General features: G+C 34.4%; 20 protein-coding genes. 15 read left to right on the forward strand and 5 right to left on the reverse strand.

The features are described 5' to 3' along the window. Positions 1 to 310 precede the first annotated feature (310 nt). A complete protein-coding gene (locus tag U860_RS0106640; protein ID WP_025147873.1) occupies positions 311 to 676 on the forward strand; it encodes a hypothetical protein in 366 nt (121 codons plus the stop codon). Between the two features lie 70 nt (positions 677 to 746). On the opposite strand, the gene U860_RS0106645 is transcribed toward U860_RS0106640, so the two are convergent. Continuing rightward, positions 747 to 959: a hypothetical protein gene (locus U860_RS0106645; RefSeq protein WP_025147874.1), complete on the reverse strand. Its 213-nt coding sequence runs from the start codon at positions 957 to 959 to the stop codon at positions 747 to 749. A gap of 435 nt (positions 960 to 1,394) precedes the next feature. On the opposite strand from U860_RS0106645, the gene U860_RS0106650 reads away from it, so the two are divergent. The 12 genes from U860_RS0106650 (at position 1,395) to colA (ending at position 17,288) form a co-directional block, all read left to right on the forward strand. Next, complete coding sequence (locus U860_RS0106650; RefSeq protein WP_025147875.1) at positions 1,395 to 2,243, forward strand: ThiF family adenylyltransferase; 849 nt, start codon at positions 1,395 to 1,397, stop codon at positions 2,241 to 2,243. 13 nt (positions 2,244 to 2,256) lie between these two features. Next, a complete protein-coding gene (locus U860_RS0106655) occupies positions 2,257 to 3,123 on the forward strand; it encodes a ThiF family adenylyltransferase (RefSeq protein WP_025147876.1) in 867 nt (288 codons plus the stop codon). Positions 3,124 to 3,138: 15 nt separating this feature from the next. Next, positions 3,139 to 3,576, forward strand: a complete 438-nt coding sequence (locus tag U860_RS0106660; RefSeq protein WP_002172501.1) for a DUF441 family protein — start codon at positions 3,139 to 3,141, stop codon at positions 3,574 to 3,576. A gap of 14 nt (positions 3,577 to 3,590) precedes the next feature. Next, positions 3,591 to 4,655 (forward strand): alpha/beta hydrolase, encoded by a 1,065-nt coding sequence (locus U860_RS0106665; RefSeq protein WP_025147877.1) that lies wholly within the window; start codon positions 3,591 to 3,593, stop codon positions 4,653 to 4,655. After that, positions 4,652 to 6,070 (forward strand): 2-isopropylmalate synthase, encoded by a 1,419-nt coding sequence (locus U860_RS0106670; RefSeq protein WP_025147878.1) that lies wholly within the window; start codon positions 4,652 to 4,654, stop codon positions 6,068 to 6,070. Before U860_RS0106665 ends, U860_RS0106670 begins: the two co-directional genes overlap by 4 nt. Positions 6,071 to 6,922: 852 nt before the next feature. Continuing rightward, positions 6,923 to 7,855 (forward strand): MoxR family ATPase, encoded by a 933-nt coding sequence (locus U860_RS0106675; RefSeq protein WP_025147879.1) that lies wholly within the window; start codon positions 6,923 to 6,925, stop codon positions 7,853 to 7,855. After that, positions 7,852 to 8,961: a DUF58 domain-containing protein gene (locus U860_RS0106680; RefSeq protein WP_025147880.1), complete on the forward strand. Its 1,110-nt coding sequence runs from the start codon at positions 7,852 to 7,854 to the stop codon at positions 8,959 to 8,961. The genes U860_RS0106675 and U860_RS0106680 overlap by 4 nt, the downstream gene beginning before the upstream one ends. Positions 8,962 to 8,976: 15 nt before the next feature. Further along, a complete protein-coding gene (locus U860_RS0106685; RefSeq protein ID WP_025147881.1) occupies positions 8,977 to 9,705 on the forward strand; it encodes a hypothetical protein in 729 nt (242 codons plus the stop codon). Between the two features lie 503 nt (positions 9,706 to 10,208). Further along, entirely contained in the window at positions 10,209 to 11,375 is a 1,167-nt protein-coding gene (locus U860_RS0106690) for a serine hydrolase domain-containing protein (RefSeq protein WP_025147882.1), read from the forward strand. Between the two features lie 387 nt (positions 11,376 to 11,762). Next, on the forward strand, positions 11,763 to 13,505 hold the full coding sequence (locus U860_RS0106695; protein ID WP_025147883.1) for an adenine deaminase C-terminal domain-containing protein: 1,743 nt from the start codon (positions 11,763 to 11,765) through the stop codon (positions 13,503 to 13,505). A 116-nt stretch (positions 13,506 to 13,621) separates the two neighbouring features. Next, complete coding sequence (locus tag U860_RS0106700) at positions 13,622 to 14,143, forward strand: hypothetical protein (RefSeq protein ID WP_025147884.1); 522 nt, start codon at positions 13,622 to 13,624, stop codon at positions 14,141 to 14,143. Positions 14,144 to 14,651: 508 nt separating this feature from the next. Further along, positions 14,652 to 17,288, forward strand: coding sequence for a collagenase ColA (gene colA, locus U860_RS0106705; protein ID WP_025147885.1), 2,637 nt, complete (start codon positions 14,652 to 14,654; stop codon positions 17,286 to 17,288). A 367-nt stretch (positions 17,289 to 17,655) separates the two neighbouring features. On the opposite strand, the gene U860_RS0106710 is transcribed toward colA, so the two are convergent. Then, positions 17,656 to 19,035 carry a catalase gene (locus tag U860_RS0106710; RefSeq protein WP_025147886.1) on the reverse strand — a complete coding sequence of 460 codons (1,380 nt, stop codon included), beginning with the start codon at positions 19,033 to 19,035 and terminating at the stop codon, positions 17,656 to 17,658. A gap of 289 nt (positions 19,036 to 19,324) precedes the next feature. On the opposite strand from U860_RS0106710, the gene U860_RS0106715 reads away from it, so the two are divergent. Together U860_RS0106715 and U860_RS0106720 are read left to right on the forward strand one after the other, a co-directional pair. Continuing rightward, positions 19,325 to 20,542, forward strand: a complete 1,218-nt coding sequence (locus U860_RS0106715) for an aminotransferase class III-fold pyridoxal phosphate-dependent enzyme (protein WP_025147887.1) — start codon at positions 19,325 to 19,327, stop codon at positions 20,540 to 20,542. 369 nt (positions 20,543 to 20,911) lie between these two features. Then, a complete protein-coding gene (locus U860_RS0106720; RefSeq protein WP_025147888.1) occupies positions 20,912 to 22,363 on the forward strand; it encodes an MFS transporter in 1,452 nt (483 codons plus the stop codon). A 67-nt stretch (positions 22,364 to 22,430) separates the two neighbouring features. Here U860_RS0106720 and U860_RS0106725 read toward each other — a convergent pair whose 3' ends face one another. Genes U860_RS0106725 through U860_RS0106735 form a run of 3 tightly spaced genes read right to left on the reverse strand, consistent with a single transcriptional unit; the run spans position 22,431 to position 25,607 of the window. After that, positions 22,431 to 23,543 (reverse strand): DUF4018 domain-containing protein, encoded by a 1,113-nt coding sequence (locus U860_RS0106725; protein WP_025147889.1) that lies wholly within the window; start codon positions 23,541 to 23,543, stop codon positions 22,431 to 22,433. Beyond that, the gene (locus tag U860_RS0106730) at positions 23,518 to 24,681 is read right to left on the reverse strand and encodes a DUF58 domain-containing protein (protein ID WP_025147890.1); all 1,164 of its coding nucleotides are present in this window, start codon (positions 24,679 to 24,681) and stop codon (positions 23,518 to 23,520) included. Before U860_RS0106730 ends, U860_RS0106725 begins: the two co-directional genes overlap by 26 nt. Then, complete coding sequence (locus U860_RS0106735; protein ID WP_025147891.1) at positions 24,678 to 25,607, reverse strand: MoxR family ATPase; 930 nt, start codon at positions 25,605 to 25,607, stop codon at positions 24,678 to 24,680. Before U860_RS0106735 ends, U860_RS0106730 begins: the two co-directional genes overlap by 4 nt. Positions 25,608 to 25,767 lie beyond the last annotated feature (160 nt).

Raw genomic sequence — 25,767 nt, forward strand, 5'->3', positions numbered from 1 at the left:
CGATTTGTACTTTCATTCTTACATGCTTCCCTACAGTATTTATACTAATTTATGAGTATTTAACTAAAAAAATCACAAATCTAGAATCAAGAACAAAAAATGAATCAATATCTTATAAATTAGATAAAAACTTAGCAAAAAAATATAAACGTTTATATGTACAAACGGCAGGTAACTGACTAGGTTAGCCGCCGTTTGTGCATGACACGGAGGAGAAATCCCCGTTTTGAAAAGAGTGAAGCCGGTGGGAAGTCGGTTCTGAGGTAGTATGTGTAATATAAAAAAGATTATTCGTAAAGGGGAATGGGAGATGGACAAACAAAAACGCATTGAAATCGTAAATTCACTTCTTAGTTACTTAGCAGATCACGAAAAAGATATCTTTCATTATGAAGATGAAAATAGAACAGCTCATTTTAAACATGTTGGTAGAAATCTATGGTTCGTTGACCACTATTCCAATGCGTATGACAAGAAGCAATGCAGATACTTCTCAAGTGGCGGAACGGTGTGGGGGTTAATTAGAGATTTCCCGGATTGTATATTTGGTAATGATAATTCAAATGGGCGAAATGGTAATGCGGGATTGTATTGTACCCATGGGAGGCGGCCAGAAGAAGGAATGGAAAAGATGTGTAATTGTGCAAGGGAAATCAGGTATTTAAAAGCTTCATAAAATAGTTATTTGAATAGGAAAAGGGAAAAAAATTAAGATCACTCGTTCTTAAGATTTTTCCCTTTAAAATTTACTTTTTGTTCGTTGTTCTATATACGTCTGAAATTGGTAAGTCCACGCCATGTAAATCTTGAGTAATGCCTGTCTTTTTAATATCGGTGTTGTTTGGATTATGTGCCTCTTGAGATGTTTCTTGCATTTGTTCTTGAGCCTTACTAGGAGTATTCAGAGCATCTGATGATACTTGGTCAAGTTGTTGACTTAATTGATTTTTTTTATCCATGTTATGTAGCTCCTTTGTGAATTTAGACATAAAAACAATGTAATTATAAATAGTTACTTAGATATTTTGTATCTTTGAATGGAATCATATGCACAAATTATATTGAGAAATTAACTAATTATAAAAATTCAGTTTCCACTTGAACAGATTTTGCTTTTCTATACCAATCACATCCTTTTTTAGAGTGCTAGTATCAGTATGTCCAAGTTTGATAGACCATTTTCATATATTTCAAAGTTTTTGCACCAGAACCAGGTAGATTAATATATAATAACTCACTCAAAAAAGAAGTGAAAAGTAAGAATTGAAAGTCTTTTCACATTTTTTTCAAATAACACACAAAAATGCCATAAATCTATCTTATTTTTATATATAGCAGTTATTTCATAAGTAATGTTTCTTGAAATAGTTACTACATAGAAAGGAGATTTTAAAATGGATATGGATTCATATTATTGGGAAATGGTTAAGAAGAATATTGGGGTTTATTCTAAGCAGGAACAAGAATGCCTTCGAGAGAAGAGGGTCATTATTTTTGGATTAGGGGGAGTAGGTGGATATGAAGCGATTCTGTTTTCTCGAATGGGAATAGGGCATATTACAGGTGTTGATCCCGATGAATTTGAAGTTTCTAATATTAACAGACAAATGTTAGCGCTTTCTAGTGTGTTAGGTGAACCAAAAGCAAGGGTGGCAGAACAAGTTGTAAAAGATATACACCCCTATATATCAACAAATTTTATACAAACAAGAGTAGATGAGGATAATGTAATTGAACTTATAAAAGGACACGATGTTGTAGTAGAAGCCGTCGATGATATGCCTTCAAGAGTTATTATACATAGAACAGCTAGGGAATTAGGTATACCAAGTGTTGGGATGTCAGGTAGCCCCCCCACACGAGGATTTGTTTCTACATTTTTTCCAACCGGAATTCCTTATGAAGAAGCATTAAACATCTCAAGTGTCGGATGCAAATTAACAAATCAAGAATTAAGACAACAGATTGCTGATATAAAGAAAAGTCGAGCTTGGTATTCTGTGGAGAAAGGCGCACCAAAAGAGTGGGCACAAGATTTTTGTGATGGAAAAGCAGGGTGGATTATCACACCGATGCGTGCTCATCTATTGTCACTATTTAGTTTTCATGAAGCAATACAAGTTTTAACTGGTCGTGAACCTTTAGCTAGAGCGCCTAAAGGCATTGTAATGGATTTAGATAGTCATATTCCGGTTCAAGTAAAAGAAGTCCCAAAGGGTGGATGGGATTATAAAACACTGTAAGGAGGAATATAATTTGTTAACAAAAAATAATGATATGCAAAATATATATGAAGAAAGTTTTACGCGAAATATTGGTGTCATCTCTGTAGAGGAGCAGGAGAAATTAAAAAATTCTCGAGTTACTGTAGTTGGAGCAGGGGGCGTAGGAGGAATTACACTCATCCAATTGGCACGAATGGGTGTGGGTTCTTTGCATGTTATTGATCAAGATATATTTGAAACAAGCAATATCAATCGACAAATGCTAAGTTCCTTCAGTAAATTAGGACAGCAAAAAGCAGCAGTGGCTTTAGAAGTTTTGCAAGACATTAACCCGTCATTACAAATAGAAATAACAAAAGAGTTTGTTACAGAGGACAATGCATTGGGACTTCTAACAAATACAGATGTCATTATAGATGCGACTGATAATTTAGTAGCAAGAGTAATTATCCATCGTACAGCTCAGACCTTAGGAATTCCTTCAATTTGGATTGCAGTTACGCCTCCATTTAGAGGTGGTGTCATGTCTTTTACTCCTTACTCTACACCCTATGAAATTGCGTTAGGATATCCGTCTTATCAACAAGAGCTAACAACAGAAATCCAAGATGAAATTCATAAATTAAAAGATGGACGTGCTCTTCATTCTGTCACGTACGGCGCGGATGAGAACTGGGCAAATAGTTATGTACAAAAAAATCGGCCATGGGCGGTACTCTCTCCTGTTGCGAATATAGTAGGCATTCTAGCAAGCTTTGAAGCATTTAAATTTATGATAAATCGAGAAGAACTAAAACCTATAATAAGTCCAAATTTAATTCAAATTAACCTTGCAAATCAGAATATGGTACAAGTTTCTGTACCGGAAAATGGTAGTTGGGATTATACAACACTATAGATGAGGTAAAAGAATATGTTTCCTTTTTTGTTACTCGGAATTATTGTGGCACTCGCCCTGCTAATAAAGGATTATGCCCTAGCTGGTGCGGCTTGTTTATTAGGAGTTGTACTTGCTGTTGGACAAAAAACTTTATTACATCTTATTCAACAATATTCTTTTCCAATTGGTATTTTCTTTCTGATGTTATTCCTTTTAGTACCAATTACATCTGGGAAAATTACAAGTGAAAATGTAATAAAATTAATTACCTCTCCTATTGGATTAGGATCCATTCTAGCAGGTTTTACTGTGTCATACATAGGAGGAAAAGGTGTAGGAGTTCTACCTATGAATCCTACGATATTGCTAGGTGTCTTAATAGGTACTCTTATTGCTGTATTATTTACAAAAGGGTTACCAGCCGGATTAATTATTGCGGCAGGGATAATAGCTATTATTTCTATGAAATGAAAGGAATATTCTAAATGAAGATAAAATGGGCACATATTAGTTTAGTAGGGATTTTTTTGATAATACTTATGTCTAGTTGTTCTAATATCAAAGAAACTTCTCAAAATGATCAAACTTCTAAAGTGGTAAAACAAGAATTAGAAATTCAGCAAGGAGAAGAAAAATTATTTTTACTTAATAAAAACTTAAATAATAAAAAACAGTATACATCTGATGAAATTATCTTATTTTTAGAACCGTTTAGTGTACCTACAGCTCAAGCATTTGATGTACCCAAACTTTCGTGGATGGATGAGTATGCCAGAAAAGGGTATGATACTTGGGCTATGGATTTCAGAGGGTTTGGTCGTTCTTCTCGCCCTAAAGAAATGTCAGATTCTCCTTCCCAAAACCGTCCGGTTATTCATTTGAATGATGCAACTAAGGATCTAGAAACAATTGTAAATTGGATTAAAAAGAAGAGAAACGTAAAAAAAATTCATATTGTTGGATGGTCGTATGGAGGCGTTGTGGCTGGAAATTATGCGATCTCCCATCCACAAGATATTAATAAAATGGTGTTATACGGATATATGCATGGATTCACGCTTCCTATGATGACAAAACCTCTTGAAAATCCATTACAACCTAATCAATTTAATTCTGAAGCATCAGCCTATCAAATGGTGGACTTTGATAAAGGAATGCATCATTGGCATATGATGATGGGAAATAAAAAAATTGTTACAAACGAAGCAATGGATGCCGTAAAACAAGTTTTTATTGATTCAGATCCTATGAGTAAGAAAAATAATCAAATGATTCGTCGACCAGTTGGTCCACTTGAAGATTTATTTTATATTTGGAAAAATCAACCTCTATATGATGTATCTAAAATTACTGTCCCAGTACTTGCTATTTATGGTGAAGATGACATATTTGCAGACCGAAATATGATGTCAAAATTAACAAGTACAAAACAAAAAAAAGAGGTAGTAATCCCTGATGCAACACACTGGGCTCTTTATGAAAAGAATCGTAATACCCTATTTGAACAGACATTAAACTTTATAGAAGCGAAAGAAGGCAAACAGGAATGAAAAAGGGTTTAACAATATTAGATGCTACCTTACGTGAAGGAGAACAACAATGTGGTATTCGTTTCTCCAAGGAAGACAAAATTAAACTACTTCACATGTTAGAAGATTTTGGAGTAAGTCTTATTGAAGTTGGACACCCTGGCATCTCTGAAGAAGAAGAAGAGATTTGCCGAGAAGTTACAGCATCTGCAAGGCATGCCGAAATACTTATGCATGCTCGAGCTACAAATGAAGAAGTTCATGCGGCTTATCGGGCTGGTGCCAATTGGATAGGAATATGGGCGTCTATTAATTCAATTTCTTTACAAACAAAGTATAGTAATCGCTCAAAAGATTACGTCATCGATCAAGTGAAACAAGCAATTGAAGAAGCAAAATCTTTAGGGATGAAAATCCGTTTTACTATTGAGGATGCTTCACGAACTGAATGGGAAGATATCGCCTACATTGGACAGGTTGCAAATCTAGCTGGAGCAGACCGAATTAGTTTAGCAGACACTGTAGGAATTTGGGAACCAAGTCAGTGTGCGGAAATCGTGAAGAAATCTGTTCAGACATTCCATTGTGAGATTGAAGTTCATCTTCATAATGATTTAGGATTAGCACTAGCAAATGCTCTTGCTGCAATCGATTCAGGGGCATCTGTCATTGATACCACATTGTGCGGAATAGGTGAACGTGCAGGGATTGTTGACCTGCTAAACTTATCCGTTTTATTATCTCAAAAGCGTAATCTTCCGTACTTTAAACTACAGATGATTCCTGAATTAACTCAATCACTTCAATTAGCTACTGGTTGTAAAGTAGATCATTGGAGACCAATTATTGGGAAAAATATATTTACACATACCGCACCCTATCATATGAAAGCTGTTCAGCAGAATTACTCAGCGTACGAGGGCATTCAGCCAGAAATGATAGGAAGAGTAAGGAACATACAACAAAAACGCATAGAGAGAAAAGGGTCTAGGCTTTCAAAGTCTTTGCGAGTTAGTAAACCATTTGTAAAGGGGGCATCTGAGCTTTTATATCATCGAGATGGTCCAGGAAAACGTTGGGTACAGATGGATTATAGAACTGATGAACGAGCATCATTTTATGTGATACAGCGTGTATTTTACGATGCACAGATGGATGAGAACTTAGAAGGACATGTAGATATTCACGCACATCATTGTGATAGTGCCTTTATTTTCTGGGGGAATAGAATAGATGGTACAGGTCTCATATGTGAAGTGGAAATTGAAGGGGAATTGCAAATAATTGAAAGTCCAGCATCTGTTTTTATTCCATCGGGGTTAAAACATAGGTACAAATACCTTTCAGGGACAGGAACATATACAAACATCGTACTAGCACCTAATTATAATTCTAGTTTACTAGAGAAAAATTTATGGGAAATGCGTGTGCATTGATTGAAGATAGCAAAAGTTAGTGCGTATATGAATTAAAAAAGTATAGAACGCCCATTCTATACTTTTTTCTATAAGGGGTCACCATACATGCCAATCTCCATAAAGCTATGGTTTTACACCATTCATTAAGCAAAATAGACGGTATTCTTTCTGTAGAAGTATAGGAAAGGATGGCGTTTTTTGTATGGTCGTAAAATGGATGTTATTTTAAGAAAGACGTGATGTTTTGAACAAAGTTGAGACGTTTCTAAAAAAGTTACGATGCTTGCTCCTTTTGATATGGTTATCTAAAGGGGAAAGCTACATAAGAAAATAAAAAAATAGCATATACTATATTTGGATGCTAGATTCTACAACATTTCAGCTTTGAGATAGGTTTTCTTCACATCATCAAGGTTTAGGTGGAAGTAGCCTTACGGCAGGAGTCAAAATTCAATTATCGTATACAAGAAAGAAAGTTTGCTATCGAAATTGCAGATAAAACTATTGAAAACCTTGAATTTAGAAGGGAGTTCACTGAACTCAACTATAATTACATATGGATGTGGATTTCCACCAGTACTACACCTCAAAACTGCCGCGCAAGACGTTCTACTACATAAAATAGCACCTAATAGCATTCCAAATTATAAAATGTTATAATTTGGAATGAATTATTATTTTAATTTTCAGAAATTATATCAAGGGAAATATAATCTATCTTATGCTGTAAACTGGTGTAGTCTACAGTATAAGGTCTGTTCCGCAAACTATTATAGTCAATAGTCATGGGTACATAATGGGTACCTTTAGCCTAAATACCTGGGGGGATTTAGTGAAATAAAATATAGGATAATAGATAGGGGTAGATGTATGGGTACATTTAAAAAAATTATCAACAACATTTCAAAGGTAATCATAGGAAAAGATGAATCGATTGAACTTGCAGCTATAGCTCTTATAGCGAGAGGGCATATTTTATTAGAAGATGTACCTGGGACTGGAAAAACAACTTTAGCAAAAAGTTTAGCGAAAAGCGTGGATGCTAAGTTTCAAAGAATTCAATTCACAGCTGATACTTTGCCAGGTGATGTTATTGGTCTCGAATATTTTGATGTGAAAGAATCAGAATTTAAAACGAGATTAGGACCTATTTTTGCAAATATAGTATTAGTTGATGAAATTAATCGAGCTGTACCAAGAACGCAATCTTCGTTACTTGAGGTTATGGAAGAACGTACCGTTACGATTGCGAAGCATACATATTCGTTACCAGATCCTTTTTTAGTTATAGCAACGCAAAACCCTCTTGAATCAGCTGGCACATTTCCACTACCAGACGCTCAATTAGACCGATTTTTACTCACTATACGTCAAGGTTATCCAACAAGAGAAGCAGAAAAGGAAATGATGAGACGATTTCAAACGAATGATCCTCTAGAAGCACTACATTCTATTATTTCAACTGAAGAAATTATTGATATACAAAAACGTGCAAGAGAAGTGTTAGTAGGAAATGATGTGCAAGATTATCTTCTTGAAATCATTGAGGCGACGCGTAAGCATGATCTGATTGAAATTGGTGTTAGCCCACGAGGTACATTGGCATTTATGAGAGCGATTCAAGCGCGAGCGATATTAAATGAAAGAGACTACTGTACGCCAGATGATATAAAGCTACTAGCAACATCAGTTTGTGCTCATCGGTTAACGTTAACGATTGAAGGGGAGATGAAAACGACGAAAGAACAAATCATTAAAGAAATTCTTCATACGATTAGTGTACCAGTGGAGAATGTACGATGAATCAACAGCTCGTTTATACATCGTTAGCGGAACCTTTCGTAATAGGGGTTATATCAGTTGTAGCCGTTATTTTATGTATATTTTCAAGTAATCTACTCATTTTATCTCTCGTATTTTTATATTTAATTTTAATAGGAACCACGCATGGATACATACGTAAAGTATCTCGTGTTGAATGGGAATACAACCAAGGGAATTCGAACGTTTTTATAGGTGAAACGGATATGTGCAAAATAAAAATTTCAAACAACTCGATATTTCCTATTTTCAATATCGTATTTCGATTTAAATGTGAAAACAAGTTAGCTTGGGAGCATAATGAACTAAACAAAAATCAAAGTACAGGTTCAAATTATTATTTGAATTTCAATATAAAAGGAGGAGAGACGGTTTCATTTGATTTACAAAGTATTGCATTACGAAGAGGGATTGGGAAATGGGAAGAAGTTGAAATGGTTATTACGGATCCTTTTGGATTCATAGCGAACCACATAACATATAGTCATGTTGATACACCATCCTATTTAGTTTTACCGGCTGTTCCGAAAATACAAGTACCAGAATTACAAGAATGGTCACGTGGATTTCGAAAAGCTATGTCTTCACCGCTGTATGATGAAACGAAAGTAATGGGAGTGAAATCTTATGAAAATGAAGATTTTCGCTCCATTCATTGGAGTGCAACAGCAAAAACAGGGACGATAACTGCGAAAAAATACGAACGGACGCAATCTGATAAATATGCGATATATCTAAATTTACAAAATAAAAGTGGCGTTTCTTTACGAAATGATATTGAAGAGCTTATTGAATTAACAGTAGGTATATGTAAACAACTACTCATGCAAGATTGTTCATTTGAATTATGGATTAACAGTGTGAAAGATAACGGATTGTTACATATAAAGAACGGCGATAATCGGAAACATTTGCAAAATGTATTAAAGGTACTTGCCTCAATATCGGATCAAGATACTCCTGTATCTACTTCTTATTTTTACACAGCTGGCTTTCGTCGTAAGGAATTGGATGCGGTCCCCTTAATACTCGGTACCTCTCCAAAAAGGATTAGCCGAACAAACAAATGGATTGTTATTAAAGAATAAGAAGGGGCTTATGTCATGTTTAATAAAAAGCGCCATATGAAAGTGAAGTTTTGGAGTGTAAGAGCCTTAATAATACTCTTCTTTGCGATTAGTGCGATAACGTTATCACAAGGTGTTGTGCATTTACAGGACATAGTAAAAGAGCGTTTTTTTAGTGAGACTAAACCGGAAAAAATTTATAATGATACTAGTAAAGACGAACAGTTTGATGATTCTGCAAGATTTATGGATGAAGAAAAAGGAGATACAGGTATAAGAACGAAAACGAATAGAAAGTTTCCAGTTTTTGAACGGGAAAGTTCATGGGGGGACGTATTTTCTGCGCTCTCAAATTCATGGACTACTATAGCTTTTTATGTGATTATCACAGTGGTAATTATATATTTCCTTTACAAATCTATTAGGAAAAGGTTGATGAAAACAGAAATAGAGCAGGAGAAACAATCGGGAACAAAAGAGAATTCGGTAAGAACCGTAAAGAATGAAAAAGTCATTCATCAGTCAGAGCAACCACTGCCTACAGATACAATAAGGAAAAGATTAATTGAATGGGAGAGAACTTTACCATTTCACGAACAGCGAAAGTCCTATGAAACGATGCAACAATGGTTAAGGAGAATTTGTAGAACGGGAGACATTATTCCGATATATGAGTCTGTACGATATGGTAAAAAGATGTATACGGAGTTAGATCTAGAAAAGACTATGCGGTGGATAGAGAGGGATGGGAAGGTGGATATTTAAATATCCAGCCTTACTTTTTATAGGGGAATTTCAGTTGGAATATCTAAGTTTATCGGTATTGTATTTGATATACTGGCAGCGAATAAGATGGCTAAATTAGATCCAATTGAGTGTTTACGATTTGAAAATAAAAAGAGAATATAACTTTTGTTATGTTCTCTTTTTATTTTCATACATAACTCTTTCTCAGCTTATCATATCAAAATTTGAACGTAAGCATTTTGTAAGGAATGGATAAGAAAAAAGAGAGATTTATCATATAGGATTAAAGTATAACTTGATGTGAAGGGAGAAGAAATTAACTTAAATAATCAATTAGATAATGGAGTATTGCAAGAAATAGTAGTGATTTTTTGGCACAACATGTATGTCAAAAAGTGAGAGTTACAGGTTGTTAGGAACGAAATTATTGGTACTTAAAATAGAGGCATTATATTTTTAGTGAAGAAAAGAGTTGTACGAATGAATCATTAATACGATATTAATAGAGGAGAGAGAGCCTTATGAAAAAATGTAATTTAATTAAGTTAGCAAGTTTGGCAGCTTTATTAGCAGGTACTACTTTACTTACACCGGGATTTACTGTGAAAGCAGAGTCTGTTCAAAATGTATCTAGTTCGTCACAATCAAATGATCAAAAAAATCATAATGGTTGGAAACGAGTAATGCAGGAAACAGTACAACTCGGAACTCCAGGGATATTAGCTAAGGCGTCTAAGAACGGAAAAACTAGTAGTTATACTGCTGGAGTGGCGGATTTGAGCACGAAGAAACCAATGAAATCGGATTATTGCTTTCGGATTGGTAGTGTGACAAAAAGTTTTACTGCTACGACTGTTCTTCAATTAGTAGGAGAAAACCGCGTACATCTTGACGATTCAATTGAAAAGTGGCTACCGGGTCTCATCCAAGGAAATGGGTATGATGGGAAACAAATTACGGTACGTCAACTTTTGAATCATACAAGTGGTATAGCTGAATACTTAAAGTCAAAAGACGCTGATATAATGAATACAAAAAAATCGTATACAGCTGAAGAAATAGTGAAGATTGGGCTTTCCCTGCCTCCAGATTTTTCGCCAGGTAAGGGATGGTCGTATTCAAATACAGGATACGTAATATTGGGAATGCTTATTGAAAAAGTAACTGGAAATAGTTATGCGGAAGAAATTGAAAAGCGAATTATTGAACCTTTGGACTTGTCAAACACGTTTTTACCAGGGAATTCAACCGTTATTCCAGGAAGTAATCATGCTCGAGGGTATGTGAAAAATGATGAAACAAGTGAGTTGAAAGACGTAACGTATTATAATCCAAGTATAGCTAGTTCAGCCGGAGATATGATTTCTAATGCTGACGATTTAAATAAGTTCTTTTCATCTCTGCTCGGTGGTAAGTTACTGAAGGAACGCGAGCTAAAAGAAATGCTTACTACAGTTCCTACAGGAAGGGAAGATATTCGCGACGGATATGGTCTTGGAATCTATGAGACAAAGCTTCCAAACGGTGTTTCAGTTTGGGGCCATACAGGGGGGATTCCTGGATTTACTACTTTTGCTGGGGGAATAATTGGAGGGAAACATACATTGGCTGTCAATGCTAACTCTTTAGGTGGGATTGATATTGGTACGCAGTTTAATAAAATGATGCAAATTGAATTTGGTAAATAGATAAAAAAATGTATCTTTTGAGTTAAGGTAATTCTCGATTCTTTATTATTCTGCTCATAATGAATAACTAAAATTCTTTATTAAATATATTAGTTATTACTTTCAAAAAACTTGCTATTAATCAAAATGGCAAGTTTTTTATTGTAAATAGTTAAAATTATATATTAAACTTACTAGGATTCTAATGTGCAGATAAGTGAGAATACTGAGAATTGTTATTGTTATTACTGTTCCATATAATAAGAGTATAGAGAGATGAAACTAATATATATGGGAGCTAAGTCGATAATGGATATTACTTTAGTTGGTTAAGTATTTCTTGTTTTATTCTAATCTGTTTAAATGTTTAACACAAAATAATAGTATATTGAGTTGGAGTTGAATACATTGGGACAAAATCAATTTAGATGGAGTAATAAGCAATTACGAGGGCATGTTGAAGTAATAGATGGCAAGAGAAGTCTGCACATTTTATTAAAGAATGCAACATATTTAAATCCGTACATACGTGAATGGACGATGGCGAACGTTTGGATTTATGATGATCGAATAGTATATGTGGGAGAAAAGTTGCCACAACAATTAAATGATTGTGAAGTTATAGATTGCGAAGGAAAGTATTTAGTTCCCGGTTATATAGAACCACATGCACATCCATACCAATTATATAACCCAGAGACTTTAGCAAATCATGCAATGCAATTTGGTACAACAACTTTAATTAATGATAATTTAACTCTATTTTTCACATTACAACGTGAAGTAGCGTTTCGTTTGTTAGATGAATTCAAAAAGATTCCAGCAAGTATGTATTGGTGGTGTCGTTTCGATGGACAGACCGAGCTGCAAAATGGTCAATCTTTGTTTAATAGTGAAGAAATAATGCAATGGCTTAACCATGAAGACGTTCTTCAAGGCGGCGAGTTAACAGCGTGGCCAAAACTATTAAATGGTGATGATGAAATGTTAAATTGGGTACAGGAAACGAAACGGTTACAGAAGAAAATAGAAGGCCATTTTCCGGGGGCATCTGAAACTACGTTAGCGAAATTAAAGTTACTAGGTACCGATTGCGATCATGAAGCGATGACAGGGCAGGAAGCACTAACACGTCTTATGCAAGGCTACACCGTTTCTCTTAGAAATTCTTCGATCCGCCCAGATTTAGAAGTTTTACTGAAAGAATTACTGGAATTAGGTGTTAGACAATTTGATAGATTCATTTTAACAACTGACGGTTCACATCCGTCATTTTATGAAAATGGTATGACAAATGTGATGATTTCTACCGCGATAAAACAAGGAATCCCAATAATTGATGCTTATAATATGGCAAGCTATAACATTGCTCGTTACTATAATATGGAGCATTTACACGGTACGATTGCAACAGGAAGAATTGCAAACATTAATATATTGGTAAGCAAAGAAAATCCAACTCCAATTAGTGTAATTGCAAAAGGGAAATGGGTGAAGCGTGAAGGAATAAACAAAAATGAATCAGTAAGTGTACAATGGGATAAATTCCAAGTAACTCCTTTACAATTAGACTGGTATTTACAGAAAGAAGATATGATTTTCACTGGTGCAACTGGCATAAAATTATTAAACGACGTTATTACAAAGCCATATGTTAGTGAAATCGAATTAAACTGTGAGGAACTTTCTTTTGAACATGATGAATGTTTCTTTATGATGATTGCTCGTGATGGTACTTGGAGAGTGAATACAGTTGTGAAAGGTTTTGCGAATCGATTAGGCGGTTTTGCAAGCTCTTATTCTGGTACAGGGGATATTATTCTAATTGGAAAGAGTAAAGAAGATATGTTAGGCGCCTTTAATAGAGTAAAAGAACTCGGCGGTGGAATGGTACTAACTGAAAGGAATGAAGTTTTACATGAAATTTCATTGCCTTTATTAGGTATTATGTCAGACTTAGAAATGAGTGACTTAATAAATGAAGAGAAGATGATGGTGAAATTACTTCAAGAACGAGGTTATTCTTATAACGATCCAGCTTTCACAATACTATTCTTTTCAGCGACTCATCTACCTTTTATTAGAGTGACACCAATAGGTTTATATGATGTAAAGAATAGAGAAGTAATTGCTTCACCAATTAAATGTTAAATATAAATCCTCTATAAAAATTAATTTTATAGGGGATTTATATTTATAGAATAAGAATAGAATCTCCTCAAAAACAAATAATATAGTATCTAAATTATTTGGAGTGATACTTAAATATGAAAAAACTACTGTATGTTTTAAGTGTATTTATTTTGTGTGTATCTATTCAACAGGTTGTGCATTCTCAAACAGATGCATCAAGGCTGTCTTCGGATTGTCTGGAAGAAAGGAAAATTCGTGATGAAAAGTATGTGAAAAATATAATGAAGGACATCAAATCTACTTTCGAAATAAATATTGATGAAGGTGGATTTATGGAAGTAAGTAAAAAAGATTTAGAAGCTGCGCACTTAATGTATGGTGGACGGGAAAATGATTCTTATTATAATTCGTTAACTAAAGTTTTTGCTAATGGTGGATATAGAGGAGAGCCTAGGTTGTTTGTGAAGGCACTTGAAGCATTTTTACTGTATAAAGAAATAGACGATACAAATGTTATGAAACGCCTAAAACTTGAAAAAGGGGAATGGGTTGTTACCGAAACGAAAAAGAACCAAGGGAAAATAGTGGAATACAAACCGTTACAATGTGAAAAGGGTTATCTGAAAAAGAGAAATGAATATCAAAATATAAAATGATGTAACCAAATACTAATTAATGTTGTTTCTATCCACTGATAGCTTGTTGTCTATATAAAATAGGGAAAGGTAAGTAAACATATTAGTCTTATGTAATATGCTTATTTACCTTTTTTTGAATGGGTTTAAAATTCGGAATGGTGTTTGGTGAAAATGATTTGCTGGCTAATGCAATTATAATATTCAACGGATCCTTTCATCGTAAAAAGAGGAGTTTGTGTCAAAAGATTTATACATTGTTGAACCGTTTGTGTATATTTTATTCTACAGTAATAATAAAAGAATGTTTGATATTCACAGGAAATATTATTGGCACAGTTTTTGCTAGTATTAAGTTTAAGGAAGGAGGATTACATTTAAGAAATTTGTATTAGTAATAGTAAAAAACAAACTACTATTGCATCATTGATCTTACTTGTATTTATAGCGGAACTGTAAATACATACAAATAAGAATGTTCCGCTTTTAAAATTCAGAATTTTCTTTTAAATTATTAGGGGGTAGCGGTATGGTTAAATATTCGAAAATTTCTAAGCTGATTCTTGGTGTTGGACTAGTGACAATATCATGTAATGGTTTGCAAATTCAAGCAGAGACAAAAGAAAAAAATGTGAAGAACGTATTACAAATGGAGCCGGTAGGAATACAGAAATCCGTTGATGAGCTGGCGCACTCTTCGAAAGTACAAGAAAATGCATCTTTTACAAAACGGTTAAAGTTAGCGGATTTATCGCAGCGTCCGCTAGCACCAAATGAGAATGAAAAACAGTTAGCTGAAGAGAAAAAATATTCGATGGCCGAATTAAATCAATTAAGCAACAAACAATTAACTGATCTTCTTGTGACGATTAAATGGTATCAAATTCCGGAATTATTTCAGTTTAATAGTGATAGTCTTAAGTTCTATCAAGATGATAGTCGCATGCAAGCGATAATTGATAAACTAGCAGAACAGGGACAAGCTTATACGAAAGATGACTCAAAAGGGATTGAAACATTAGTAGAAACTCTACGTGCGGCATTTTATTTAGGTTTTTACCATGATGAATTAAGCAAACTAAATGAGCGTAGCTATCATGATAAATGTTTACCGGCTTTAAAGACAATTGCAAAGAATCCAAATTTCAAACTCGGTACACCAGCACAAAACCAAGTTATTTCATCTTATGGAATGTTGATTGGAAACGCATCCGCTGATGCTGAGGTTGTTCAATATGCAGGTGAAATCTTCAAACAATATAACGATAATGTGGCAACTTTCATTGAAGACCATACAAAAGGAAATGCTGTATATGAGTTGATGAAAGGAATTGATTATGACATTCAGACGTATATGTATAATACGGGAAAAGAAGCAAAAGATACGATGTGGTATCGAAACATCGATGGTTTTATTAATGAAATTAGTCGTTTTGCGCTAATTGGTACTGTAACAGATAAAAACGGATGGTTAATTAATAACGGAATTTACTACGCTGGCCGATTGGGCAAGCTTCATAGTACGCCAACAAAAGGACAGCAAGTTGTTACAGATGCAATGCGAATTTATCCATATTTAGGGGAGCAATATTTTGTTGCGGCAGAACAAATTACTACAAATTATGGAGGAGTAGATGCGAACGGAAAAACTATAAATTTAGATCAAATTCGAGAAGATGGTAAAAAGAAATATTTACCGAAAACGTATACGTTTGATGATGGAGCAATTGTCTTTAAAGCTGGAGATAAAGTTAGCGAAGAGAAAATTAAACGTCTATACTGGGCGGCAAAAGAAGTACGTTCTCAATTTTATCGTACAGTTGGTAGTGATAAACCACTTGAAAGTGGACATGCTGATGATGTGTTAACAATGGTTATTTATAATAGTCCCGACGAATATCAATTTAACCGTCAATTGTATGGTTATGAAACGAATAATGGTGGGATATACATTGAAGGCAGTGGAACGTTCTTTACATATGAACGTACACCAGAGCAAAGTATTTATAGTTTGGAAGAATTGTTCCGCCATGAATTTACACACTATTTACAGGGAAGATACGAGGTTCCGGGATTATGGGGCCAAGGGGAAATGTATCAAAATGAACGTTTAACATGGTTTGAAGAAGGAAATGCGGAGTTCTTTGCAGGTTCAACGCGATTAGACAGTGTAGTACCACGAAAAAGCATAATTGGTGGATTGTCTTATGACCCTGCGAAACGTTATACAGCAGCACAAACATTAAATGCAAAATATGGAACGTGGGATTTTTATAACTATTCGTTTGCATTACAATCTTATATGTATAATAACCGTCCAGAAATGTTTGATAAAGTGCATGATTTAATTCGTGCAAATGATGTTCCAGGTTACGACACGTACCGTTCTACATTAAGCAAAGATAATAAATTAAATGAAGAATATCAATCTTATATGCAAATGCTTATTGATAATCGTGATAAGTATACAATTCCACAAGTATCAGATGAGTATTTAGCACAGCATGCTCCAAAACCGCTTTCAGATGTTGCGTCAGATATCACCAATGAAGCAAAGTTAAAAAATGTGAAGGTAACGAAGAATAAATCACAATTCTTTAATACATTCACACTACAGGGAACATATACAGGAAGTGCAACAAAAGAAGAAATTGAGGACAGGAAAGTGATGAATCAAGCAACGAATGATATGTTGAAACATCTCTCAGAAAAAGAGTGGAGTGGATACAAAACATTGACTGCTTATTTTGTAAATTACCGTGTCAATGATGCTGGACAATTTGAATATGATGTTGTATTTAGTGGAGTAAATACGGAAGAAGGTACTGCTGTAGAAAAAGAACCGAATAATTCATTTGATACAGCCAATCCATTATCTTTGAACACGTTATTAAGAGGAAACTTAAGTGATCAAGATCAAGTTGACCGATTTGTTATCGATGTAAAGGATCCAAAAGATTTACAAATTACAGTTACGAACGAACAAAACCTTGGACTGAACTGGGTGTTATATTCTGAATCAGATCTAGATAATTATGTAACTTATGCAACAAAACGTGATGGAAACAAATTGCTTGGAAATTATAATGCGAAGCCAGGGAAATATTACTTAAGTGTATATAAATATGGTGGTGGAACAGGGAATTATACAGTAGAGGTAAAATAATTTAATATAGTTGTTTTGCAAGGCTGCTTTTTACTAATTGTTCTTTTTGAAAGTATGTAAGGGCAAAAATTAAACAACGTTAGTATAACCCCGTATTAAAATTAGAACGGGGTTATACTGGTTTTAAATTTTATAATTAAACAATTGCATTGGATTTTGACAAGAAAGAAACTAATACGGATTAAAATTCTCGTTCGTATAGCATCTTCATGGTTAAATCTACTGAAATCATTTTACATATAAATTCATCTCGCTATAGTAGTTCATCAATAGATTCATACAAAGAATGGAGTGAATAACCTGTAGGTTAAAAAAAATTATAATATGAAAATCACGTTTCACCATTAAAATGACCATTTTAATCTTCTTAATGCTTCTTCATTTCTATCTCTATTTTTTTTGTCAAATCAGTTGATACCTTATTGAAATACCCCATAACTATCTTTCTAATATCATCGGATATAACTTTCAAATCATTAGCTAAATTTTCAGCAAGATGTTCTTTTTCAATGTGTGATAACTTCGCATAAAATTCACCAGCCTGCCCAAAGTCATCTTGCTTAGTTATAGAAGTTCTTTCAAGTTTTCCATCAACGTATCTTCCGTCACCACTTGTAATTTGATTAGCAGGTGTCCAATCTTGCTGCTGGTTAATCGCTATTTTACGAAATTCGGGTCCAATTCTTCTTCTTTGAGAATCACTATAAATGTTAGCGCGGCCTTGCAACATTTTATCATCTGATATTTCTGCACCGTCTAGTAAATTAGAAGGGGAGAAGGCAACTTTTTCTACTTGTTCCATATAGTTTTCAGGATTTTTATTTAATACCATTTTGCCTACTGGCATAAGAGGATACTCCTTTTCATCCCATACTTTTGTATCATCTAAAGGGTCATAAGAAAGATGTGCTTCATCTTTTGGATCCATGAGCTGGACATATAAACCATATTCCACTAGTTTACCAGCCTCAATTGCATCATATAAATCTTTCCCGCTATAATCAGGGTTTTCGGCAGCTAGTTTATTTGCTTCCTCACTATTTATGAATTGTACACCTTCAAATGGATACCAATGATACTTTACATACTTTCGATTACCTTGAGCATTTCTCCAAACATATGTATTTACACTATGTCCTGGGATATGCCGAAGACTTTTTGCCGTACCAGTATCAGAGTATAAACGGACAACAAAATGAATGGATTCGGGTGCTCTTGCGACAAAACTCCAAAATCTATCAGGGTCTATTAAGTTATTTTTAGGTGAAGGCAACAACGCCTTAATAGTTTCAGGGAAGCGCATCGGATCACGAACAGAAAAGACAGGAATGTGATTACATAAAAGATCAAAAACGCCTTCTTTTGTATAAAATTTTGTAGCAAAACCGCGTACATTTCTAGAAGTATCAGGTGTTCCTTTCGTACCAACAGCTAACGAAAACCGTACCATAACAGGAACTTTCTCATTTGAATTTTGTAAAAAGCTTAGTTTTGTATGCTCAGACATCGGATATATCGTTTGAAAATAACCGAATGCACCAAATCCTTTTGCATGAACAGGTCTTTCTAAAATTTTTTCATGAATAAATTCTTGTAACGCCTCGTGCAGTACACTATCTTGCTTTAAAACAGGTCCACGTGAACCAACTGTTTGAGAGTGAAGTTTAGCTGGTTCATTTAGTTCTCGATCGCTATTAAAGTCTTCTCCTAATAAAGATTGCCTCTGTTTATCATAGTTTTCATCCATCGGCATAGCCTCCAAATCTTTTTTGTCCATTGTTACTAAATATGATTTTTTAGTCTTGATTATGTATGACAAGCAAAGCTCAAAATAGTAACAGACCGCTAGATGAAAAAAACGCGCATGTAGTGGACCTGTTGAAATAGAAGGAATTATGGAAAAATGAATATCGGGAAGAGAAATAACACGTTTTAGAATAACACTATTACAATTTCAATCTTAAAAATGAATTTATACATGACTTTATAGAGAATGAACATAAATAAACAGGGAAAATAACTAGGAGGAATTTAAAATGTCGGATTGGTTTCAATTAGATAAAGAATATATGATGCCTACGTATAGTCGTACGAAGGTTGCAATAGAAAGAGGAGAAGGTTGTAAACTGTATGATGTGGATGGGAAAGAGTATTTAGATTTATTTTCTGGTGTAGGAGTAAATGTATTAGGATACAATCACCCGAAAATTGTGCAAACGACAATGGAACAAGTTACGAAATCGTTGCATCTTCCATTTCATTTTTTAAACCCAATTGCGATTGAGTATGCAAAGAAATTAGTTGATTGCTCTTTAAAAAATGGAAAAGTCTTTTTTACAAACTCTGGTACGGAAGCGACAGAAACAACGTTAAAATTAATTGATAAATATAGAGCTAATACGGATGAAGAACGTGAAGGAATCGTAGTGCTGAAGAATAGTTTCCACGGGCGTACGTTAGGAGCACTTCATTTTACGAGACAAGAAAATGTATATCAAAATTTCCCTAAAACATCTATTCCTATATATGAAGTAGAGCGTGAGAATATAGAGCAATTAGAAGAAACAATTATTCATAAAAATCCAATTGCGATTATGTTAGAACCTGTATTGGGTAGCGGCGGTATATATCCTTTATCGGGTGAATATTTACATGGTGTTCAATATTTATGTAATAAATATAATGTACTACTTATCGTTGATGAAGTTCAAAGTGGTATGGGTAGAACAGGGAAGTTGTTCGCTTATCAAAATTTCAATGTTACACCGGATATTATTCAAATTGGAAAAGGAGCAGGAGGCGGGATACCGCTAGGAGGAATCATTGTAGGTGAAAAGTTATGTAATGTATTTTCACCAGGAGATCATGGAACAACATTTGCTCATTCATCAATCGGAACGGCTTTAGGATTAACGGTATTAAAAACATTAATTGATGATGGTTTAATGCAAGAAGCTTATGAAACGTCACTATACTTAAATGACAAACTTCAAGAAATTCAGAAAGAAAATTCGTATCTCATTAAGGAAGTACGTCATGCTGGTATGATGTTTGGTATTAGTATGAATGAGACGAATGGGAATGTGAAAAAACTACAAGTAGCATTAATGGATAAAGGTATGTTAGTGGATGTAACACAAGGAAATATTATTCGTTTACTACCGCCGTATATTATTACAAAAGAAGAGATTGATACATTTGTATATGAGTTTATTTCTTGTATTCATAGCTTAACAGCTGTAGCAAGTATTTGATTTCAATTTATAATATTTTTGCTACTGTAACTTAATTATTTGTGACGATTAGGATGTGAAAAAGCAACTTGTTTTCAACTCTCATAAAAGGAGAGTAGGGAAGACAATCATTGATTTATGTTCTCTCACGCACTATAAAATATAATAAATGTAAAGCTTGAAAAAGGCACTAATATAGTGTCTTTTCTTATTTTAAAGTACTTATTTCCTTAATCAAGGAAGCATCTCATTGGACAAATAATTAATTATGTGAAATAATAATAACAGATAAGGAGACGTTGCTTTTCCTTAAGTGCTTCGTATTAATTTTATTCAATAAGAGAAGGTGTGCTTAAAGAAGATAAATTAAATAAGGAGCTGTTTTACTATATGCAACAAAATAATGATTTAAATTTTGAACCTCAAGACGTTAATATTGTCAATCCTAAACAGGCTAGGAAAGCAGTTGTTGCTACTGGCATTGGGAATGCAATGGAGTGGTTTGACTTTGGATTATACGCGTATTTAGCGGTAATTTTAAGTCAATTATTCTTCTCAGGTGTGGATAATAGTGGTTTGCAACTTGTACTTACATTTGGTACATTTGCGGCGGCCTTTCTAGTTCGACCAATTGGAGGTATTTTCTTTGGGAGAATTGGTGATAAATATGGCCGAAAGATTGTTTTAAGTACAACTATTATTTTAATGGCACTATCTACATTATTCATCGCATTACTACCAACCTATGAACAAATTGGTGTATGGGCACCAATACTACTTTTAGTTGCTCGAATGATTCAAGGCTTCTCTACAGGCGGAGAATATTCAGGAGCAATGGTTTATATCGCAGAATCTTCTCCAGATAAAAAGCGTGGTATACTCGGTAGTGGTCTTGAAATAGGGACACTCTCAGGTTACATTGCTGCTTCGGTAATTGTTACCATTTTGACGTTATTATTAACAGATGAGCAAATGCTCAGCTGGGGATGGCGTATTCCTTTCTTAATCGCTGCACCAATCGGTTTGGTCGGCTTATATTTACGACGTCACTTAGATGAATCTCCAATCTTTGAAGAGATGGAAAAAGCGCAAGAGGAATCTGAAGACAATGAACAAATTCCGTTTAGTGATATATTAAAATATCACAAAAAAGACTTCTTATTAAGCACAGTAATTGTTGCCTTCTTTAACATTACAAACTATATGATCCTTTCATATATTCCTTCTTATCTAACACAAGTATTAAAAGTCAAAGAAACAACAGGCTTATTAATCATTTCAATTACGATGGCACTTATGATTCCACTGGCACTTTATTTCGGTAAATTAAGTGATAAAGTTGGTAATAAGCGCGTAGTACAAATCGGTTTAATTGGTTTAACATTATGCTCAATTCCAGCGTTTTTATTAATAGGGAATGGACATATTGCAGCCATATTTGCAGGTGTTTTCGTTTTAGGTTTCTTCCTAAGTGTTTATGAAGGAACATTACCATCGTTATTACCAGCACTCTTTTTCACCGATGTACGTTATCGTGCACTTTCAATCTCCTTTAATATATCTGTATCCATATTCGGTGGGACAACACCACTTGTATGTTCATACTTAGTTCATGCTACTGGTAACCCACTGGCACCAGCATTTTATTTAACAGGTGTAAGTGTAATTGGATTAATTGTATTTAGTGTACTATTTGTCACAACATCAGGGCGTGCATTAAAAGGATCTTATCCTACAGTAGAATCGAAAAAAGAAGCACACCTAATCGCTAAAGAAGATCCTGAAGAAACACTTTGGTGGCATGAAGAATCTTTAGAAATTGCAGAAGAGCGAAAAGCATAAATTGTGAAAAGCAACGTGGACTTTTACACAAAAAGACTCCTAGTTAATAGGAGTCTTTTTGTATTCATTATTTTTTCTTCTTCTTCAAACTCTTCTCATACGCATAAAGCTTATGAACCTCTTCCTTAAATTCATGCAGAAGTACAGTGTTTTCACCATTTGAGTAACGTACTGCATTATACGCATCTATAATGATATGCCTCTGAATATTTACACCTTCTTCATCATTAATTCTCTCTAGCCAAGCTTCAACTGTTTCTCCTCGTTCACGGTTTAAAGGAGGGGATAACTTACTTTCCAGTTTGAAAATTTCTTTCCGAATTTCGTTATGTGGTGGTTTATTTCGCTTCATTCGTTTTTGGCTAATTCCTTCTTTATCAGTAATGATTGTAGATTCGAAGACTGGCATGTTTGCCAAGCTCAAATATTTTCGTTTTTTTACTATTTTCCAAACGACGTAAATAGCGATGGTTGTACAAACTATTATTGTAATGCTATTTATGAGTATTGGGTCAAAATCAGGAAGTTTTTTCCCATCTTCAATTTTAGGTTCTAATAGATGCCCTTTATTTGCCCAAACTCCTTCTGTATCTTTCATTTCAGCTGCTATTAGTAGTGGATTTATAGCATAACCAAATCCTAAAGCAACTGCCTGTATGATGTAAGAAAAAATAAGCCGAATATAAGGGAATACCGGAATAAGTAAAGCACTAATTATTCCAATAGTAATGATAGAAGCGAAACGTAATAGTTGTTGTTTGCGATTGGCCCCAGTTAGCCAAAATGTAATCATAATGTGCAAAGCTAATAATAATAATTTCCATAATGGAGGAAATGGTGCATAAAATATAGCTGAAACGACAAACCATACAATGCCGCCTAACGATTTTTGAACTGGATATCCAGGTCCGACCGCGTGTACGATAAAGAAGAAAAGCGGTAACATAATTGTGCCAAAAAGAGAAAATGGTAGTGTTAAAGAACAACCGACTATTTGAGTAACTAACAGTATTACAAATCCTGTTGTTGTTTTTTTCTTCATAAATTTATTAATAAAAAGCACTCCTACATAACCGGTCGCTAAAAACATAGCAATACCAACTAATTCATCCCTTTCTGTTAATAATGAAAGGAGGAGGAGCAGAATAAAGTCATTAACGTGATAGAGCCAAGTTTTCAACTGGTTCCACCATCCCTTCGTTATTAATGAGAAACGTAGGCTGCGATAGAAGAGGGAGCTCATTCTTCTGCAAGCCAATGTAAATCAATGTAGATGATCGCTCTCTTTTTCTCGTGACATAATGAAGGAATCCTTGTTTCGGAAGTAACGTACTATCATCTGAAATACGTGCTAATTCCTCTAACGTCTTTGCGTAATGCGTTTGTCCGTCGTTTAAAGGTAAGTGCAATGGGCCACCTTCTGCTAAAATACTAATAAATAATTCAAATGGAATTTGATGCTTCGTTGCGAATTGACAAATGTACGTTGTAAATGAAATAAGGTCTTCTACATTCTCTTTCCAACCAAACCCACGATCAGCAGCTAAAGAAAGACAAATCGTCCAACTATAATTTTTTACAGGTTCAAATTGCTTCGCCTGTAACGCCTGCATTTTAGCAGATGCTTTCCAATGAATAGAGCGAAAAGACTCACGCTCGTATCGCTTTACTCCGATAATAGATGTTTCATCATTGTAAAAAGAAAAATTCGTTCGATAAGTACCATTTAATAGTTGCAGAAGTTCTTGTAAACCCACTACTTCTTTAGGAGAAGGGTATACTATAATTTCAGTTTTTAACTTATCGAAAACAGGTAAATGTACAGTTAATAAATGAAAAGGGTCTTTTAATACACATTCGAACTGTTCAATTTGAAACACACCACGTTTCGTTGCAGTTAATGTTAAATCCCATTTTTGTGCTGAATGAGCAGGTTGTGAAAATGGGAAAGAGAATAACGTTTTTGATATTTGTTCAATTCCTTGATCTTTATGCGGTATAAGGGACGAATTTAAATGAAAATAACAAACACCGTTAACGAGTGGTATATTTGCTCCATTTTTTAAATGAATAAAAAACTGTCCAGATTCATCAGGGAAAAGCCGAGTAGTTTGCTTCTCATTTATAACTTGAAATTTTCTCTCTATGTAAGCGACATATTTATAAATAAAAATCGCAAATAAATAGTAGAAGAAAAAGAGAAACATAAGAATTCGTTGCGGCAGAAAAAACGTGAATAGTATAGCGCCTGGCACAGTTAATTGAATAATATGAATTTGAAAAAATAAAGGTACAGTTACAACGCGCTGTCCATTCATGCTTGCTCAATCTCCACAGGTACGTCAATTTCTTTTAAAATCCTTTGCATGATTTCATTTTTTGTCGTACGTAAAGCACCTTCCATAGACAAGACAATACGATGATTCCAAACGGAGGGAACTAAAAATTGTATATCTTCAGGTGTGCAATATTCTCTACCGCGTAAAAAGGCTAGTGCTTGAACTGCGCGCACTAAAGTTAAAGTGGCACGTGGGCTTACACCGTTAGCGATGTAATCATGATTTCTTGTAGCATGAGCAAGTTTAATAATGTAGTGTTCTAACGGTTCTGATAAGAAAATTTCTTTTACTCGTTTCTGTGCTTCTAAAATGTCTTTTAAAGAGATGACAGATGTGACACTTTCTAATGGTGTATCGTTACGAAAACGTCGCATCATTTGTAGTTCATCTTCTGGAGTTGGATAGCCAATTGAAATCGTCATTAAAAAGCGATCAAGCTGTGCATCTGGAAGAGGGAAAGTCCCTTGAGATTCAATTGGGTTTTGCGTCGCAATAACAAAGAACGGTTTCGGAAGAGGAGTAGACTGTTTTTCAAGCGTTACTTGTCGTTCTTCCATCGCTTCTAACAAACTAGATTGAGTTCTCGGCATCGCGCGGTTAATTTCATCCGCAAGTAATATGTTTGTCACGACTGGTCCGAGTCTTAACTCGAATTCACTCGTTTTCGGATTAAAATATTCAATACCTGTCACATCGCTCGGAAGTACATCGGGTGTAAATTGAACACGAGAAAAACTACCGCCAATGCTTTTTGAAATTGTTTTCGCTAGTAATGTTTTCCCGGTGCCAGGCACATCTTCAAGTAGTACGTGTCCGTCAGCAAGCAGTGAAACGATGAGTAAATCAATAACATTCTCCTTACCGACAAAAACAGATCCTATATTTTCTTTTAATTTATTTATCACATGTATCATTCCTTTCAAAATAAAAGCGGATATTTCTATATTTTAACAAATTATTCAGAAAATTGATATTATTTTCAATTCGAAGAAATAGATATTTAATTTTTATATTACACTTGCATATTTTGGAATATGATTATACAATATCGTTATACGATGTATC

The sequence above is a fragment of the Bacillus sp. H1a genome, from assembly GCF_000633475.1.
Taxonomy (GTDB): Bacteria; Bacillota; Bacilli; order Bacillales; family Bacillaceae_G; genus Bacillus_A; species Bacillus_A paramycoides.

What these genes read in the sequence shown, in the direction of transcription:
- U860_RS0106640 (WP_025147873.1), top strand. Translation starts at nt 311, where the DNA reads ATGGACAAACAAAAACGCATTGAAATCGTAAATTCACTTCTTAGTTAC.
- U860_RS0106645 (WP_025147874.1), bottom strand. Translation starts at nt 959, where the DNA reads ATGGATAAAAAAAATCAATTAAGTCAACAACTTGACCAAGTATCATCA.
- U860_RS0106650 (WP_025147875.1), top strand. Translation starts at nt 1,395, where the DNA reads ATGGATATGGATTCATATTATTGGGAAATGGTTAAGAAGAATATTGGG.
- U860_RS0106660 (WP_002172501.1), top strand. Translation starts at nt 3,139, where the DNA reads ATGTTTCCTTTTTTGTTACTCGGAATTATTGTGGCACTCGCCCTGCTA.
- U860_RS0106665 (WP_025147877.1), top strand. Translation starts at nt 3,591, where the DNA reads ATGAAGATAAAATGGGCACATATTAGTTTAGTAGGGATTTTTTTGATA.
- U860_RS0106670 (WP_025147878.1), top strand. Translation starts at nt 4,652, where the DNA reads ATGAAAAAGGGTTTAACAATATTAGATGCTACCTTACGTGAAGGAGAA.
- U860_RS0106675 (WP_025147879.1), top strand. Translation starts at nt 6,923, where the DNA reads ATGGGTACATTTAAAAAAATTATCAACAACATTTCAAAGGTAATCATA.
- U860_RS0106680 (WP_025147880.1), top strand. Translation starts at nt 7,852, where the DNA reads ATGAATCAACAGCTCGTTTATACATCGTTAGCGGAACCTTTCGTAATA.
- U860_RS0106685 (WP_025147881.1), top strand. Translation starts at nt 8,977, where the DNA reads ATGTTTAATAAAAAGCGCCATATGAAAGTGAAGTTTTGGAGTGTAAGA.
- U860_RS0106690 (WP_025147882.1), top strand. Translation starts at nt 10,209, where the DNA reads ATGAAAAAATGTAATTTAATTAAGTTAGCAAGTTTGGCAGCTTTATTA.
- U860_RS0106700 (WP_025147884.1), top strand. Translation starts at nt 13,622, where the DNA reads ATGAAAAAACTACTGTATGTTTTAAGTGTATTTATTTTGTGTGTATCT.
- colA (WP_025147885.1), top strand. Translation starts at nt 14,652, where the DNA reads ATGGTTAAATATTCGAAAATTTCTAAGCTGATTCTTGGTGTTGGACTA.
- U860_RS0106710 (WP_025147886.1), bottom strand. Translation starts at nt 19,035, where the DNA reads ATGGATGAAAACTATGATAAACAGAGGCAATCTTTATTAGGAGAAGAC.
- U860_RS0106715 (WP_025147887.1), top strand. Translation starts at nt 19,325, where the DNA reads ATGTCGGATTGGTTTCAATTAGATAAAGAATATATGATGCCTACGTAT.
- U860_RS0106720 (WP_025147888.1), top strand. Translation starts at nt 20,912, where the DNA reads ATGCAACAAAATAATGATTTAAATTTTGAACCTCAAGACGTTAATATT.
- U860_RS0106730 (WP_025147890.1), bottom strand. Translation starts at nt 24,681, where the DNA reads ATGAATGGACAGCGCGTTGTAACTGTACCTTTATTTTTTCAAATTCAT.